The organism is Streptococcus sp. ALY_211 (assembly GCF_058314555.1).
The window spans coordinates 38,922-55,089 of sequence record NZ_JBZFUN010000006.1; the positions used below are offsets into that span (position 1 = coordinate 38,922).

18 protein-coding genes are annotated in these 16,168 nt (G+C 41.9%); 12 read left to right on the forward strand and 6 right to left on the reverse strand.

Translation table 11 applies throughout. The annotated features are described in order from the left end of the window. Window position 1: 1 nt before the first annotated feature. Window positions 2-727, reverse strand: coding sequence for an ABC transporter ATP-binding protein (locus AC4HAJ_RS06375; protein ID WP_491079327.1), 726 nt, complete (start codon window positions 725-727; stop codon window positions 2-4). A gap of 113 nt (window positions 728-840) precedes the next feature. Between AC4HAJ_RS06375 and AC4HAJ_RS06380 the strand changes: the two genes are divergently transcribed. Both AC4HAJ_RS06380 and AC4HAJ_RS06385 read left to right on the forward strand, forming a co-directional pair. Next, on the forward strand, window positions 841-1,260 hold the full coding sequence (locus tag AC4HAJ_RS06380; protein ID WP_491079328.1) for an HIT family protein: 420 nt from the start codon (window positions 841-843) through the stop codon (window positions 1,258-1,260). Then, window positions 1,257-1,547 carry a hypothetical protein gene (locus AC4HAJ_RS06385; RefSeq protein ID WP_491079329.1) on the forward strand — a complete coding sequence of 97 codons (291 nt, stop codon included), beginning with the start codon at window positions 1,257-1,259 and terminating at the stop codon, window positions 1,545-1,547. Before AC4HAJ_RS06380 ends, AC4HAJ_RS06385 begins: the two co-directional genes overlap by 4 nt. On the opposite strand, the gene AC4HAJ_RS06390 is transcribed toward AC4HAJ_RS06385, so the two are convergent. From AC4HAJ_RS06390 to AC4HAJ_RS06410, 5 genes are all read right to left on the reverse strand, one after another. Continuing rightward, complete coding sequence (locus tag AC4HAJ_RS06390; RefSeq protein ID WP_491079330.1) at window positions 1,544-1,789, reverse strand: hypothetical protein; 246 nt, start codon at window positions 1,787-1,789, stop codon at window positions 1,544-1,546. The two genes, AC4HAJ_RS06385 and AC4HAJ_RS06390, sit on opposite strands and share 4 nt — an antisense overlap. A gap of 225 nt (window positions 1,790-2,014) precedes the next feature. After that, window positions 2,015-3,214 (reverse strand): glycopolymer--peptidoglycan transferase LytR, encoded by a 1,200-nt coding sequence (lytR, locus tag AC4HAJ_RS06395; protein ID WP_491079331.1) that lies wholly within the window; start codon window positions 3,212-3,214, stop codon window positions 2,015-2,017. Between the two features lies 1 nt (window position 3,215). Further along, on the reverse strand, window positions 3,216-3,725 hold the full coding sequence (locus AC4HAJ_RS06400) for a GNAT family N-acetyltransferase (protein WP_491079332.1): 510 nt from the start codon (window positions 3,723-3,725) through the stop codon (window positions 3,216-3,218). Next, window positions 3,700-4,158: a tRNA (adenosine(37)-N6)-threonylcarbamoyltransferase complex ATPase subunit type 1 TsaE gene (gene tsaE / locus AC4HAJ_RS06405; protein ID WP_491079333.1), complete on the reverse strand. Its 459-nt coding sequence runs from the start codon at window positions 4,156-4,158 to the stop codon at window positions 3,700-3,702. The genes AC4HAJ_RS06400 and tsaE overlap by 26 nt, the downstream gene beginning before the upstream one ends. Window positions 4,159-4,448: 290 nt before the next feature. Next, entirely contained in the window at window positions 4,449-5,870 is a 1,422-nt protein-coding gene (locus AC4HAJ_RS06410; protein WP_491079334.1) for an NCS2 family permease, read from the reverse strand. A 283-nt stretch (window positions 5,871-6,153) separates the two neighbouring features. On the opposite strand from AC4HAJ_RS06410, the gene AC4HAJ_RS06415 reads away from it, so the two are divergent. From AC4HAJ_RS06415 to serS, 10 genes are all read left to right on the forward strand, one after another. Beyond that, window positions 6,154-6,966, forward strand: a complete 813-nt coding sequence (locus tag AC4HAJ_RS06415) for a Cof-type HAD-IIB family hydrolase (RefSeq protein WP_491079335.1) — start codon at window positions 6,154-6,156, stop codon at window positions 6,964-6,966. Between the two features lie 255 nt (window positions 6,967-7,221). Beyond that, window positions 7,222-8,229 (forward strand): PTS sugar transporter subunit IIB, encoded by a 1,008-nt coding sequence (locus AC4HAJ_RS06420; RefSeq protein ID WP_491079336.1) that lies wholly within the window; start codon window positions 7,222-7,224, stop codon window positions 8,227-8,229. Between the two features lie 19 nt (window positions 8,230-8,248). After that, a complete protein-coding gene (locus AC4HAJ_RS06425; protein WP_491079337.1) occupies window positions 8,249-9,049 on the forward strand; it encodes a PTS mannose/fructose/sorbose transporter subunit IIC in 801 nt (266 codons plus the stop codon). A 16-nt stretch (window positions 9,050-9,065) separates the two neighbouring features. Continuing rightward, window positions 9,066-9,986 (forward strand): PTS system mannose/fructose/sorbose family transporter subunit IID, encoded by a 921-nt coding sequence (locus tag AC4HAJ_RS06430; RefSeq protein WP_491079338.1) that lies wholly within the window; start codon window positions 9,066-9,068, stop codon window positions 9,984-9,986. Window positions 9,987-10,003: 17 nt separating this feature from the next. Continuing rightward, window positions 10,004-10,378, forward strand: a complete 375-nt coding sequence (locus tag AC4HAJ_RS06435) for a DUF956 family protein (RefSeq protein ID WP_491079339.1) — start codon at window positions 10,004-10,006, stop codon at window positions 10,376-10,378. A 297-nt stretch (window positions 10,379-10,675) separates the two neighbouring features. Further along, window positions 10,676-11,668 (forward strand): PTS sugar transporter subunit IIB, encoded by a 993-nt coding sequence (locus AC4HAJ_RS06440; RefSeq protein ID WP_491079340.1) that lies wholly within the window; start codon window positions 10,676-10,678, stop codon window positions 11,666-11,668. 20 nt (window positions 11,669-11,688) lie between these two features. Beyond that, on the forward strand, window positions 11,689-12,501 hold the full coding sequence (locus AC4HAJ_RS06445) for a PTS mannose/fructose/sorbose transporter subunit IIC (RefSeq protein ID WP_491079341.1): 813 nt from the start codon (window positions 11,689-11,691) through the stop codon (window positions 12,499-12,501). A gap of 14 nt (window positions 12,502-12,515) precedes the next feature. Then, the gene (locus AC4HAJ_RS06450) at window positions 12,516-13,433 is read left to right on the forward strand and encodes a PTS system mannose/fructose/sorbose family transporter subunit IID (protein WP_491079342.1); all 918 of its coding nucleotides are present in this window, start codon (window positions 12,516-12,518) and stop codon (window positions 13,431-13,433) included. A 72-nt stretch (window positions 13,434-13,505) separates the two neighbouring features. Next, window positions 13,506-13,877, forward strand: a complete 372-nt coding sequence (locus AC4HAJ_RS06455) for a DUF956 family protein (RefSeq protein WP_491079343.1) — start codon at window positions 13,506-13,508, stop codon at window positions 13,875-13,877. A gap of 322 nt (window positions 13,878-14,199) precedes the next feature. Continuing rightward, window positions 14,200-15,474: a serine--tRNA ligase gene (serS, locus tag AC4HAJ_RS06460; RefSeq protein WP_491079344.1), complete on the forward strand. Its 1,275-nt coding sequence runs from the start codon at window positions 14,200-14,202 to the stop codon at window positions 15,472-15,474. The last annotated feature ends 694 nt before the right edge of the window (window positions 15,475-16,168 follow it).

The window sequence follows — 16,168 nt, forward strand, 5'->3', positions numbered from 1 at the left end:
ACTAGACCTCTTTAGTCAATGCCATATAAATATCATTCAAACTGGCGCTAGCTTGTCCAAAATCGTCTCTCAAATCTGCTAGGCTTCCCTGTGCTCTGACTTTTCCTTGGTGCAGGATCACAAAGCTATCACACATCCGTTCTGCTGCATCTAGGACATGTGTTGACATCAAGATTGCTGTTCCTTTTTGTTTGGCTTGATCAAGTAAATGTGTCAAATCATTGATCGCAATAGGATCGAGTCCCAAGAAAGGCTCATCTACAATCAATAATCTGGGGTTCACAATCAAGGCACAGATAATCATCACCTTTTGCTTCATTCCTTTGGAAAAATTCACTGGATACCACTCCAGTCTATCCGCTAGACGAAAGGTCTCCAAGAGGCCTTGGGCTCTTTGCATGGCCTGCTCGATAGGTATATCGTAAGACATAGCGACTACCTCTAGATGCTCCTTAAGTGTCAATTCTTCGTATAGACTTGGCGTTTCTGGGATATAACCTATCTTCTTACGGTAAGCTTCACTATCTTGGTCTAGGCTGAGCTCATCAATAGAAATATGGCCTTGATAAGGTCTCAAAAGGCCAATAATCTCCTTAATGGTTGTCGACTTACCTGCACCATTTAATCCGATGAGTCCAACTAGCTGTCCATCTGGAACGGCGAAGGTAACCTCTTTTAAGACAGGCAGATTGCGGTAACCACCTGTCATCTTGTCTATTTTTAGCATATCATTCTCTCTAAAATTTGATATAATCATTATAACAAAAATCTTAAAGAGATGGCCATTGTAACTAGTCTAGCTCTGTGCTATGCGCCACTCTGAAATCGAGGAGTTACCGTATGGATAATTGTATTTTTTGCCAGATTGTTGCTGGAGAAATTCCATCATCTAAAATTTATGAGGATGATCTTGTGATGGCCTTTTTAGATATATCACAGACTACCAAGGGGCATACCTTAGTCATCCCCAAAGCACATGTGCGTAATGTCCTGGATATGGACGAGGCTACTGCTGGTGATCTTTTCGCTCGCATTCCTAGGCTAGCACGCGCTGTTAAAGCAGCCACTAATGCCAAGGGTCTCAATATTCTTAACAATAATGAAGAGGCTGCTGGACAAACTGTTTATCATGCGCATATTCATCTTATTCCAAGATATGATGACACAGATGCTATTTCTATCCAATTCACTGAGCATGAACCTGATTTTGAAGCTCTCAATCAGCTAGCAACATTGATTAGTGAAGAGGTAATGCAATGAGACTAAAAAGTATATTAACTATTGGCCTTTTGGGCTACGGCGGCGTCAAAGCTGTCCAACACCGCAAAGAGCTAAGGGCTCAGTTTTCAGAGATCCAAGAAACTTTCCAGATTATTCAAAAGGATTGGCAAGCTATTCAAAAAAATACAGCGACTATTAAACAGCAGCTTGATCTTATCAATCATTATAAAGACGATCTTGATTATCAGACTAAGGTCTTTGGACAAGAAGCCAAGACTCGCTTGGCAAATATCCAGGAGCAAGTCAAAAAATGGCAAACTAATTAGGCAATTTCATTAAAGAGGCTGAGACAAAAGTTCTCAGCCTTATTTATATGGTCAATTTTATTTGCTAGGCGCAGTGGTTGGGAGTAAGACTTATTGGCTATGCCAACTTTAGTCTTACCCCTGCCCAGTTCATTAGGTGCTTTAGTACCAATGAACCACTGCTGATTGGCAGTCCTTATCTTGGGGCGCATTCTTATTTTCAAGCGCCCCTTAAACAGTCCACTGGACTGTTTAAGTACCATGCAAGTGATGACCTCCAAAGATCCAGTAGAGCTTTTTAATCGGGAAATAGAGCTTGCAAAGCAAGTGTCAAAATGCTCCAGTGGACTTTGGCAGTCTGGGGATAGACTGCCAAAGCCTGCCACCTAAAAATAAGAAAGTGGCAGAACTCCGAGTCCAAAAATAGGAAAGCGAGGTAAATAAAAACCGTGATTTTCTCACGGTTTACTGATTGAGTCCCACTCTCTTTATGGTGTTGCCGGGGCGCTAGGTGCTGCTCCAGAAGAAGGAACCGATGAAGCCGGCGCCTGACTACTTGGTGCTGGAGCTATGTAGGACTCAGATGGAGCACTATAAGATGGTGCTGTTTCACTGTAAGGGGTAACATTATCAGCACCACTCTGACTAGAACCCTCACTGCTTTGAGAGCTGGAACTACCGTAACTTCCGTATAATTCTTCGTACAAGACAGCATTGGTCTTCAAGCTGTCCTTAGTCACTAGGCTTAGTCCCAGTTGCTTTTTAATTCTATTTTGGATTTTAAGCAGGCCATCCAAGTCTGCCACTTGGTAGGATCCCCCATCAATCTCAGCATCTGATCCACGTAATTGATAGGTTTTAACATTTTTAATGGCCTGACGGTACTTCAAGAGGTTGTTAAGATTGTTACTGTTAAGCGAAATATCCGTCTTCATATTGGCACTGATGGCTTTGAGAATTTTTTGGTAATTTCCTACGCTAGATCCCATGTTGAGCAGTTTTTCGACCACTTTTTGGATAACTATACGCTGCCGCTCCTGACGTCCATAGTCCCCTTTAGGGTCATCATAGCGCATCCGCGAGTAAACTAAAGCTTGCTCCCCATTAATATGATGGGTTCCTGGTTCCACTTTAGCAGTGTGCTGAGGTTCGTTTTTTTCGATAGAGATTGGGAAATCAAACTCATTGGTTACTTTGATGCCACCAACAGCGTCAACTAAATCCACCAACCCTTGCATGTTGACTTGCATATAGTAATCAATATCAATGTCTAACAGGTTACCGATCCTACTCAACGCCTCTTTGGTCCCCCCGTTAGCATAGGCGGCATTGAGCTTGGCGTGTTCTTGTGTTCCTTCCTGATCTGATAAATCAACTAAGATATCACGCTCTAGACTGGTCATAGTTGTTTGCTTGGTCTTAGGATTAACGGTGACTAGGAGCATGGTATCACTGTTTCCCTCCCAGGTTTCTTTACGATGGGAGTCTCCAGTATCTACCCCCATGAGTAAGACTGAAAAAGGCTCTGACTCTTCAATAGCATTGCTGCTCTTACCAAACTGCTCGAATGTTTTAGCCAACTCAAAATTGGAGAAGTTGATAAAACTACCGCCATAAACTGCTATAGCAAGCATGGTAGTCACAACAATAGCAGTCAGCATCAAAAAAATTTTTCTTCCTAATTTCATATCATTCCTTACTTAATTGCATACTCATTTGATAGACATCTAAGGGCAAGCCCTCTTTACTTAAGATAGCCTTTTTTAGAAGCCGATCATATTCAAAACCGAATTTTTTGTAGAGATGAAGGGCAACCGTATTTCTAGCTTGGACAGTCAAACGTAAACCCACTAGGATACCACTTTCTAAAGCCCAATCTAGCATCACTTCCATGAGGAGATTTCCTAATCCCTGACCACGATAGTCTTGGTCCACTGCTAGAAAGACATCCCCAATTGCGCCAGATTCCTCAACAACATTAACGAGACCAACTACATGCTCATCTATCTTGGCAAGAAGACATAGACAGCCTAAAGATTCTGCACTTTGATTTAGAAATATTGTCATCTGCTCCACATCTAAGGAGGGGCCTTCTTTATAAATCAGGTCAGTCTCCTGGGTAAGTCTAGCTAGAAAGTCTACCAAGGCAGAAGCATCTCTAGAACTGGCTTCTTCAATAAGAACTTCTCGACTCGTCACTGATCTCCTCCAATAAGATTTGCGATCTAGCACCTGCAGGATGAAAGGAAACCTGACGTCCATTGTCTAGTCTATCTATGATGATTTGAAGGTAATCATCTGGCAAGCTGCTTTCCAGAACCTCTCCCCATTCTATAATAGTCACACCATCTGCAAAGAGAAACTCGTCAAGATCAATCGAATCAGGGTCATCACCAATACGGTAAACATCTAAATGATATAGTGGTAACTCACCTTCATATTCTCGCACGATCGTATAGGTAGGACTTTTTATCATTTGGTTAATGCCAAGACTTTTAGCAATACCTTTTGTCAATGTCGTCTTGCCAGATCCTAGCTCTCCTGTCAGTATAAGAACATCTCTTGGTTTAAGATGAGAGCCTATTTGGCGGCCAATCGCTATCAATTCCTCTTCGTTATGGCTATAAAACATGATCCCATTATACCAAAAAAGCTGAAACAGTTTCAATTTTTTTACTGGAGGTGCCTAAAGACTGGAAAATCTGAAAATTTCTTCATTAACAATACAAACAAAAAGCTGAGATAAAAATTCTCAGCTTTTTTCTATATTTGGTTAAGGTAGCTACAAAATCCTGAAAACTGCTTCTGTACAGTTTATGGATGATTTTTAAGCTACGGACATGATCTTAAAATAAGAGAGCTAAGGAAATCCACATTTTAGCATTATCGATTACCGCCCCTTATTCTTGTGCTTATACTATACTAAAGAATGGCTAGACTGACAAAATTGAGGATGAAGAGGATGTCCAAAATCCAAAGTATGGCATGAATTTCTTTAGCTTCTCCTTTAATGATTTTCACGAGCGTATAGGTCAGGAAACCAGCAGCAATCCCGTAGGTGATACTGTAAGCAAAGCCCATGAAAATTGACGTAAAGAAGGCTGGAATTGCCTCAGAGATATCGTCCCATTTGATACTCTTTAGATTAGACAGCATCATCACACCAACAATGATCAAAATTGGTGCAGTTGCAGCATTAGGAACAATAGAAATCAAGGGACTGAAGATACTTGAGACAGCAAATAAGGCTGCTACCACCAACGCTGTCAACCCTGTACGACCTCCAGCTCCAATACCTGCGGCAGACTCCACATAGGTTGTCACATTTGAGGTTCCTGCAATAGCTCCAACTGTTGTCCCAACAAGATCTGAATAAAGGGCACGGTCAAGTCCAGTGGATTCATGATTATCTCCAGTTGTGGCAACAATACCAACCTTTTCACCTGTCCCAATCAAGGTTCCAATGGTATCGAAGATGTCCGTCAATGAGAAGGCTAGAATAGCCATAAACACACCTGGTAGACGAGAAGGATCAGCAAATAAGGCTCCCAGTCCTTTGCTACTCAAAGCAGCTCCAAAAACACTCTGTAAGTCTTTAAAGGATTGTCCCAAACTTGCAGCATGCCAGTCCACAGTACCGAGATCGACCACACCTATAGCAATACCGATAAGAGTTGTTAGGGCAATGGAAAGAATGACACCACCACGTATTTTCTTAACAATAAAGATGATGGTAATCAGCAGACCAAGCAAAGCCAGAATCACAGCTGGAGAATTAAATGCCACCAAGCTAGGCGTAGCACCAGAGTTAGCAGTGATTGAAGCCAGAGCTTTGTCAGCTCCTTTACCAGAGACGGTATATTTACCTGGATCAATAGCGAACTCGAGCAAGCCTGCGTTTTTAATCCCAACATAGGCCAAGAAAACGCCGATACCGGCTGAAATTGCTGATTTGATCTGGCTAGGAATAGATTCTATAATCATCTTGCGAACCTTAGTCAGGGTAATAACCAGAGAAATGACGCCACAGATAAAGACCATAGCTAGAGCTTCCTGCCAGCTGTAACCTAGAGAGAAAACCACTGTGTAGGTAAAGAAAGCATTGAGTCCCATTCCCGGTGCTTGAGCATAGGGAAGATTAGCATAAAAAGCCATCATCAGGGTCCCAGCTACCGCACCTAAGATAGTGGCCAAGAAAACACCTTGTTGGGGCATACCAGTTTGGCTCAGCATAGCTGGGTTGACAAAGAGGATATAAGACATGGCAAAAAAGGTAGTTAGACCTGCCGTGATTTCAGTACGAACATCCGTACCATGCTCTCTTAATTTGAACAATTTTTCCATTTTGTGGAAACATCCTTTCTACTACTTCACCGTTCATCAGCACTAATTTAGAACGATAATTACATTATATCTTATAATCGTTCGGAAAACAACTACTGTTTTTTATTACCCCCTCCCTCAACTCTGCTGTTTCCCATTTTCTCCTTAACAATGAGCAGGAAAAAGCAGGATCCTATTTTATTTTTGTCAAGCACTTTCTTAGGATTTTCACTTTGGCTGATCCCTACAGATCAGGTGCTGAAGCCATCCAGTTTTTTAGGCATTTTTTTGTTATAATGACTCTATGACAAAGAAAATTATTGCACTTGATTTAGATGGAACACTGCTTAAAAGCGACAATACTATCTCTGAGTATACCTTATCTACTCTAAAAGCGATCGAAGCACAGGGTCACCGGATTGTCATTGTTACTGGCCGTCCTTATCGTATGGCTAAGGGGATCTATGATCTGCTGGGGCACACCGGCCCTATGATCAACTTCAATGGCGCCCTCACCCATATCCCTGAAACCAAATGGTCAGGGGAACTCAATATCAAGGTGGATAAACACTATCTTTTCGAGACACTTAAGAACTACGAAGCCTTTGAAATTGATTTTCTTGCCAGCGAGTACCGTAAAAACTTCTATATTACCATGGATAATCGTGATCGCATTCCCCCTGAGATTTTTGGTGTACCAGCCATTATTGATCAGATGGCTCTCATTCCAGAAAAAATCACACGAGATCCTAACGCCCTACTCATGCAAACACGTGCCCAAGATAAATATGAACTGGCTGATCAAATCCGCCAGCATTTCGACCATCAAGTCGAAGTCGATTCTTGGGGTGGTCCTATGAATATCTTGGAATTCTCACCTAAGGGGGTCAATAAAGCTTTTGCACTTAAGCACCTTCTCAAGGAACTGAACGCCGACATTGGTGATCTGATAGCTTTTGGAGATGAGCACAACGATACAGAAATGCTAGCACTCGCTTCCAGCAGTTATGCTATGAAAAATGCTAATGAGATCTTACTGCCCTATGCGGACTTTGTTACTAAATTTACCAATGAAGAAGACGGTGTGGCTCGCCAGTTAGAGGAGTTGTTCCTGTAAATCTATCAAAATCTATCAAAAGTCGAGAATCTTATCGTTCTCGACTTTTTTACTGTCTCAATATTGGAATATTCCCTGTAAAATCTTGGTGGCTTTTGCTAATTTTCATATTTTTCTGACAATTATATTGACAAAAATCTGTAAGCGTTTTACAATTATAATGTTCTTAAATACCTATAGGGTTCTGCAGAAAGGTTATTAATTCGGAGATTGTGAGGAATCCCATGGAAATAATTTAAAGGAGGAATTTTAAGAATGGGTATCGGTATTATTATTGCCAGCCATGGTAAGTTTGCTGAAGGTATCCACCAATCTGGCTCTATGATTTTCGGTGAGCAAGAAAAGGTTCAAGTTGTTACTTTCATGCCAAACGAAGGGCCGGACGACCTCTACAAGCATTTCCAAGATGCTATTGCTCAATTTGATGATGACGATGACATCTTGGTCTTGGCTGATTTGTGGTCTGGATCTCCCTTCAACCAAGCCAGTCGTGTCATGGAGGAAACACCTAATCGCAAGATGGCCATCATGACGGGGCTCAACCTGCCAATGTTGATACAGGCTTATACAGAGCGAATGATGGCTGGGGATGCAGGAGTTGAGGCTGTTGTCGCCAATATTTACAAGGAAACGAAAGAAGGCGTTAAGATTCTTCCTAGCGAACTGACACCGGACGAACCTTCTGCTTCTGAGCCTTCTGCTCAAAGTTCAGCTCCTCAGGGAACTATCCCTGAAGGAACCGTTCTGGGTGATGGTAAAATTGAGTACGTGCTTGCACGTGTTGATACACGTTTGCTGCACGGTCAGGTTGCAACCGGCTGGACACGCTCAACTAATCCGGATCGGATCATTGTTGTATCAGACACTGTTTGTCGTGATACCTTGCGTTCAAATATGATCAAGCAGGCTGCCCCAAGTGGCGTTCGTGTTAATGTTATCCCTGTAGAAAATATGGTTAAAGCTAACAATGATCCTCGGTTCGGGGACACACGTGCCATGCTTCTCTTTGAATCTGTGGAAGATGCACTGACTGCTGTCAAAGCTGGGGTCGATGTCAAGGAAATCAACCTTGGTTCATCTGCCTACAAGGACGGTAAAGTTAATGTTACTAAGGCTTTGTCATTTGATCAAACCGATGTAGATGCCATCAAGGAATTGCAGTCACTGGGTGTGACATTTGACGTTCGCGGTGTCCCAAGTGATAGTCCAGCCAACATTGATGAACTTGTCGCATCTGCTGAAAAGAAACTCTCAGAAAACTAATAATCCGGAGGATACATAAATGAGTACAATACAAATTATTTTAGTCGTTATTGTTGCCTTTATCGTCGGTTGTAGCTCAGTTAATGACCAGATTGAAACTTATCAACCTGTTGTTGCCTGCTCTTTGATCGGCTTGGTAACAGGGCACTTAGAGCTCGGTGTTATGCTCGGTGGTAGCTTGCAATTGATTACCATGGGCTGGGCTAATGTCGGGGCAGCTATGGCTCCCGATGCTTCACTAGCTGGTGTTGCTTCTGCTATTATTCTGATCCTTGGTGGTGAAGGCGCTAAGGGAATTGGTCCAGCCATCGCCTTGGCTGTTCCTTTGGCTGTTGCGGGTCTTGGATTGACTATGCTTGTCCGTACAGCAACGGTCTTCATCGCTCACATTATGGATAGTCATGCTGAAGAGGCTGACATAGCTGCTATCCAAAGATGGCACTTCATCGGTATGACTCTTCAAGGTCTGCGTGTGGCAATCCCAGCTCTTCTTTTGATGCTTATCCCAGTCGAAACCGTGCAAAAAGGACTCGAGTCTATGCCTGAGTTACTCAAAGATGGAATGACTATCGGTGGTGGTATGGTCGTAGCTGTCGGTTATGCCATGGTTATCAATATGATGTCTAGTCGTGAAGTCTGGCCCTTCTTCTTCCTTGGGTTTGCACTTGCCGCTATTAGTGAGTTGACCTTGATCAGTTTGGGTATCATTGGTGTCTGTCTAGCTGTCTTGTTCCTTGCCCTTGAAGGTAGCGGTTCAAACGGTTCTTCAAACAGTGGTGGCTCAGGTGATCCGCTTGGTGAAATTCTTGAGGACTTTTAATTGAGGAGAAAATACTATGGCTGATAATAAAATTACATTAACAAAAAGAGATCGTATCAAAACATTCTTGCGTTCATACTTCCTGCTTAGCTCCTTCAACTATGAGCGGATGCAAAATGGTGGGGTTGCTTATACACTTATCCCTGCGATCAAAAAACTCTACACTAAAAAAGAAGATCGTGCTGCCGCTCTTAAACGCCACTTAGAATTCTTCAACACACATCCCTTTATGGCAAACCCAATCTTTGGAGTAACCTTAGCTCTCGAAGAAGAAAGAGCTAACGGTGCCAAAGTTGATGATGCCGCTGTCTCTGGGGTTAAAATCGGTATGATGGGACCTTTGGCTGGTGCAGGTGATCCACTCTTTTGGTTCACCCTTCGTCCAATCCTCCTTTCCCTTGGAGCTAGCTTGGCAATTTCAGGTAGCGTCATCGGTCCAATTCTTTTCTTTGTTCTTTGGAACATCATGGCAGCAGTTGTCAAATGGTATACCCAAGAATTTGGTTACAGGGCAGGTACAACAATTACTGATGACTTATCAGGAAACCTTCTCCAGATGGTGACACGTGGCGCTTCTATGATGGGTATGTTCGTTATCGGTGCCCTTATCGAACGTTGGGTTACTATTAACTTCACACCTATTGTTTCCACTGTTAAACAACAAGACGATGCCTATATTCATTGGGATAAAATCCCTTCTGGTGCTAAGGGAATTAAAGAGGCATTGATCCAATATGACTTAGGTAAAGGTAAGGCTTTAGATGTTAATAAAGTCACTACTTTACAAGATAACTTGGATCAATTGATCCCTGGTCTTGCTGCCCTTGGTCTGACTTTCTTGTGTATGTACCTACTCAAGAAAAAAGTTTCTCCAATTGTCATTATCATTGGAATCTTTGTTCTTGCTATTGCACTTCACGCTATTAATGTCTTGTAATCAGGCGGAGATACTACATGGTTAAATCACTCAATTCAAAAATGGATCTTACCTCCAAAGGGACTTGGTTCCGCAATGGTCCAATCTATGGCAATATTATGGTTGGTGATGTGGCCTTTGAGTTTTACAATGACACCAAGTTACAAGATTATATTCAAATTCCTTGGGATGAGATCACCTATGTAGTCGCTGACACCTATTTCGGCAATCGCTATATTCCACGTTTTGAAATTCGTACTAAACACGATGGTGTTATGCGCTTTGCCAGTCGCAATAGTCGAGCAACTCTGAAGGCGATTCAGCAACATATCCCACGTGAAAGCTTGAGAAAGGCTAGTAGCGTTGGAAGTATTTTAAAGCATCGCTTTAAGGCATTGGTTAAAAGACGATAACACCTTACAGCTATGAGACTGGGCAAAAAATCGCCCAGTCTTTTTGGTTTTATTATAAACTTTTGACTCAGTAGCTGGCTAGTTTCTCTCTTGCCACCAGTTCAAATTTGTCATTAATTGGTAGAAAATGGTAATTTTTGAAAATATCAGAATTTTTCCTACAAATTGTCTTGACATTTTTTTGAAAGCGTTTTACAATTAGAATGTTCTTGACCGTCACTAAGGTTCAAAAAGAAAAGTTGTCATGAGATTATGGCGAATCTTTACGACTATTATAAATAAGGAGGAAATTCAAGAATGGGTATCGGTATTATTATTGCCAGCCACGGTAAGTTTGCTGAAGGTATCCACCAATCTGGCTCTATGATTTTCGGTGAGCAAGAAAAGGTTCAGGTTGTTACTTTCATGCCAAACGAAGGGCCGGACGACCTCTACAGCCACTTCCAAGAGGCTATCGCTCAGTTTGATGATGACGATGAGATCTTGGTCTTGGCTGATTTATGGTCTGGTTCACCCTTCAACCAAGCCAGCCGGATCATGGGAGATAATCCTGAGCGCAAAATGGCTATTCTTACAGGTCTCAACTTGCCAATGTTGATACAGGCCTATACAGAGCGTCTCATGGCAGCGGATGCAGGGGTTGAAGCTGTCGCAGCTAACATTATCAAGGAAGCTAAAGAAGGCATCAAGCCGCTTCCAGAAGAACTCAGTCCTGCTGAGGAGGCAGCTCCTCAAGCAGCTGAAAGTGCTAGCCCTCAAGGAGCGATTCCTGAGGGAACAGTTATTGGCGATGGTAAGCTTAAGATCAATCTCGCACGTGTTGACACACGCTTGTTGCATGGTCAAGTTGCTACTAACTGGACACCCTTCTCTAAAGCTGATCGCATTATCGTCGCATCTGACGCAGTTTCACAGGATGATCTTCGTAAAAATTTGATTAAGCAAGCAGCACCAAATGGTGTTAGGGCTAATGTTGTTCCGATCAAGAAATTGATCGAGGCTGCTAAAGATCCACGCTTTGGTAACACGCATGCTCTCATTTTGTTTGAAACTCCACAGGAGGCACTTCAAGCTATCGAAGGTGGAGTTCCAATCAAGGAACTGAATATCGGATCCATGGCTCACTCAACTGGAAAAACGATGGTTAATAATGTCTTATCTATGGATAAAGACGATGTTGCAACCTTTGAAAAGTTGCGTGATCTAGGTGTTGAGTTCGATGTTCGTAAAGTTCCGAATGATTCTAAGAAAGACTTGTTCGATCTTATCGATAAAGCAAATGTTCAATAAATAGGAAAGGAACTAAAATAATGTCAATTATCTCAATTATTTTGGTCCTTATCATCGCCTTCTTTGCAGGGCTTGATGGTATCTTGGACCAATTCCAATTCCACCAACCCTTGGTGTCATGTACTTTGATCGGTCTTGCAACTGGTCATCCTGTTGCTGGTATAATGCTTGGTGGACAACTACAAATGCTTGCTCTTGGTTGGGCAAATATCGGAGCTGCTGTTGCGCCCGATATCGCTCTTGCATCTACTGCAGCATCTGTCATTATGGTCAAAGGTAACGACTTCACTCAAAAAGGTATTACTATTGCCTACGGTGTTGCTATTCCATTGGCTGTTGCAGGTCTCGCTCTAACAATGCTAGTACGTACAATCTCTGTTGGTATTGTTCATGGTGCTGATGCTGCCGCTAAAAATGGTAATATTGCTGGGGTAGAACGTGCTCACTTTACAGCTCTTCTTCTGCAAGGTCTTCGTATTGCTGTGCCTGTTGGCCTTCTTCTAGCACTTCGTACCGAGGATGTTCAGGCTATGTTGAATTCTATTCCCGATTGGCTTTCCGATGGTATGACTATCGGCGGTGGTATGGTTGTCGCTGTAGGTTATGCCATGGTTATTAATATGATGGCAACTCGTGAAACTTGGCCATTCTTTGCTCTTGGCTTTGTCTTTGCAGCAGTTACTGATTTTACATTGATAGCTCTCGGTACAATTGGGGTCGCTTTTGCTCTTATCTATCTCAACCTTTCAGATATGGCTGGTAAAGGTGGCGGATCAGCTGGTTCTTCTGGTGGTTCTGGAGACCCAATCGGCGATATCTTGGAAGATTACTAGAAAGGAGCAATACAATGTCAGAAAGAATTCAATTATCAAAATCTGATCGTCGTAAAGTTTGGTGGCGCTCGACTTTCCTTCAAGGATCATGGAACTACGAACGTATGCAAAACTTGGGATGGGCTTACGCACTTATCCCTGCTATTAAAAAGCTTTACACTACTAAAGAAGACCAAGCTGCCGCTCTTGAGCGTCATTTGGAATTCTTCAATACTCACCCTTATGTAGCTTCTCCTATTCTAGGGGTATCTCTAGCTCTTGAAGAAGAAAAAGCTAATGGTTCTGAAATCGATGATGCTGCTATTCAAGGTGTTAAAATCGGTATGATGGGGCCTTTGGCTGGTATCGGTGACCCTGTTTTCTGGTTTACTGTCCGCCCTATTCTAGGTGCTCTTGGAGCTTCACTAGCATCAGCCGGCAATATTCTCGGTCCGATCATTTTCTTCCTTGGTTGGAACATCATTCGTATGGCCTTCTTGTGGTATACTCAAGAATTCGGTTATAGAGCAGGTTCTGAAATTACTAAGGATTTGTCCGGTGGACTTCTTCAAAAAATTACCAAGGGTGCTTCTATTCTTGGAATGTTTATCTTAGCGGCTTTGGTTGAACGTTGGGTAACTGTAAAATTCACCCTCCCACTCCCTGATAAACTTCTCCAAGATGGGGCTTACATCAAATTCCCAGAATCTAAGGAAACTATCAATAGTGGACAGCTACAGGAAATTCTGGCTCATGTGAAAGATGGTTTGAGCTTGACTCAAAAGGAACCACAATCATTACAAGGACAATTAGACGCATTGATTCCTGGCTTTGCTGGACTTCTCCTTACTCTGCTGTGCATGTGGTTACTCAAGAAGAAAGTTTCCCCTATCTTTATGATTATTGGTCTCTTTATCATCGGTGTTCTTGCTCACCTTGTTAAATTGATGTAAGTATCTATCAAAGAGGGCGTAGGTCCTCTTTTTATTATAATATGATATAAAAAAACTAATAGGAAATATTTTATGGCTCTTTCATTCAATACTAGTGTTGATTTTTCTACCTCAGGTGTCTTTTATCGTGGCATGGACAATAAAGTAGGGGATTTTTTGATTGGTGATAAAGCTTTAGAGTTCTATAGAGACAATAATCCTGAGGACTATATTAAAATCCCTTGGTCAACGATTAGCAAAATTGGCGCTAATGTCCATGGACGTAAAATCAGTCGTCACTTTCAGGTGTTTACAGAAGAAGGTACCTTTCTTTTTGCATCCAAGGACTCTGGCAAGATTTTAAAGATTGCTCGTGAAAAACTAGGTGATGATAAAATTGTCAGGTTACCAACCCTACTTCAAAAGCTAACTAAATATCTAAAAAATTTACTTTCTCGTCGTTGATTTAAAACTAGTGGCACTAAAACTTACTAGTTTTTAGATTCTTTTATCCAATCATTCTTCTTTTTTCATCGCAATACTTGGTCTTGGTTTACTTTTTAGCCTAATTTCGCTATAATAACTGGTGACGGATAAGTAGGTCAGTCTGCTTTTTCAGAAAGTCTGCGGGGGTTGCGAGCAGATAAAGTGGCTTGGTCGAAATTCTACCGTTATTAATTCAATTAAATAGCAATTAAGTGCACAGCTAGTGAAGTTGGATGGAACCGTGCCCCAGGGGCACTCCAACGCTATACTAGCTGTGCTTTTTATTTAGAAAGAAGGACTTATGTTAGATTTAAAACGCATTCGTACTGACTTTGACACTGTGGCTGAAAAGCTAGCCAGTCGTGGGGTTGCTCAGGAAACTTTATCAGATCTTCATGCACTTGATATCAAACGCCGTGATCTCATCGTCAAGTCTGAAGAACTAAAAGCTGAGCGAAATGTTGCTTCTGCTGCTATTGCACAGGCTAAGCGCAATAAGGAAGATGCTACGGATCAAATTGCAACTATGCAAAAGGTGGCTTCCGATATCAAGGCTATTGATCAGGAACTCTCAGAAATTGATGACAAGGTCACTGAGTTCATCACAACACTTCCCAATATTCCTGCTGATGATGTCACTGTCGGTGCTGACGAAGATGATAATGTCGAAGTGCGTCGCTGGGGCAATCCACGTGATTTTGATTTTGAAATCAAGGCTCACTGGGATCTGGGAGAAGATCTCAATATCCTTGATTGGGAACGTGGGGCCAAGGTCACTGGATCACGCTTCCTCTTTTACAAAGGATTAGGGGCACGTCTGGAGCGGGCTATCTACAACTTTATGTTGGATGAGCACTCTAAAGAGGGCTATACCGAAATGATTCCTCCTTATATGGTCAATCACGACTCTATGTTTGGTACTGGTCAGTATCCAAAATTTAAAGAAGATACTTTTGAGTTAGCTGATTCCGACTATGTTCTTATTCCAACAGCTGAGGTTCCTTTGACCAACTTCTACCGAGATGAGATTGTTGATGGTAAAGATTTGCCGATCAAATTTACTGCTATGAGTCCATCATTCCGTTCAGAAGCTGGCTCTGCCGGACGAGATACACGTGGCTTGATCCGTCTTCACCAATTCCACAAGGTTGAAATGGTGAAGTTTTCTAAACCAGAGAATTCTTATGATGAATTAGAAAAAATGGTAGCTAATGCTGAAAATATCCTTCAAAAATTAGAGTTACCCTACCGTGTCATCACTCTTTGCACAGGCGATATGGGATTCTCAGCTGCCAAGACCTATGACCTTGAAGTCTGGATTCCAGCGCAAAATACTTACCGTGAAATTTCTTCGTGCTCAAATACAGAAGATTTTCAAGCTCGTCGTGCACAGATCCGCTACCGTGATGAAGCCGATGGCAAAGTCAAATTGCTCCACACGCTCAATGGTTCAGGACTAGCTGTTGGACGTACCGTCGCAGCCATTCTGGAAAACTATCAAAATGAAGATGGTTCTGTCACTATTCCAGAAGTCCTTCGTCCATACATGGGTGGTGTTGAGGTTATCAAGCCATAAATTGTAATAAGAGTGAGCCAGAAATCAGTATGTTGAAGTTACTGATTTCTCTTCGCTATCATAGCATTAAACGTAAGAGTCTGGGACTTTTGTCCCAGACTCGTTTTTTCTTTTAAAATTTTTCAAAGCCTCCAACTTTTCTAACTTTTGATCATAGCTATAATTAGTCCATATCAATCAATTAGATCATGAAGCAAGAGTATAATCATTTGTGATGAGCATCATCAGTTTAAGATCTTATCTGCCATCACTTACCATCTTGGTGGTTTATACCAAGAACAGTAGCAATAAAATCTGTGAAAGCAAGTAAAATATCAACTATGGTAGACATCTTATTTTCACCTCCTAATTTTCGCAATAAAAACCTACGGCAGATCCATTCTGACTCATCCCATACCTACCGCCGGGATTTATTTTTTGGTGCCAACGTACCCTATACTTTTTTGGAGCTTAACTTTGGATGTCTCCTTAAGATAGCTTTACGAACTTTAGTTTCAAAAGTTCCTGGTACTTTAGCTGCCCAATGATTCAACTGCTTTTGCCTCTCCCAATAAGGATCAGTTCCTGCATTGACTACACTAATAGAAACTACAAGCATCAAAGATAATAAGACTAAAACTTTAAATATTACCATCTATATGTACTATGTTGCCATAGAACCTCTAAAAACGCAAGCGTTTTCAAAGGTTGGTAA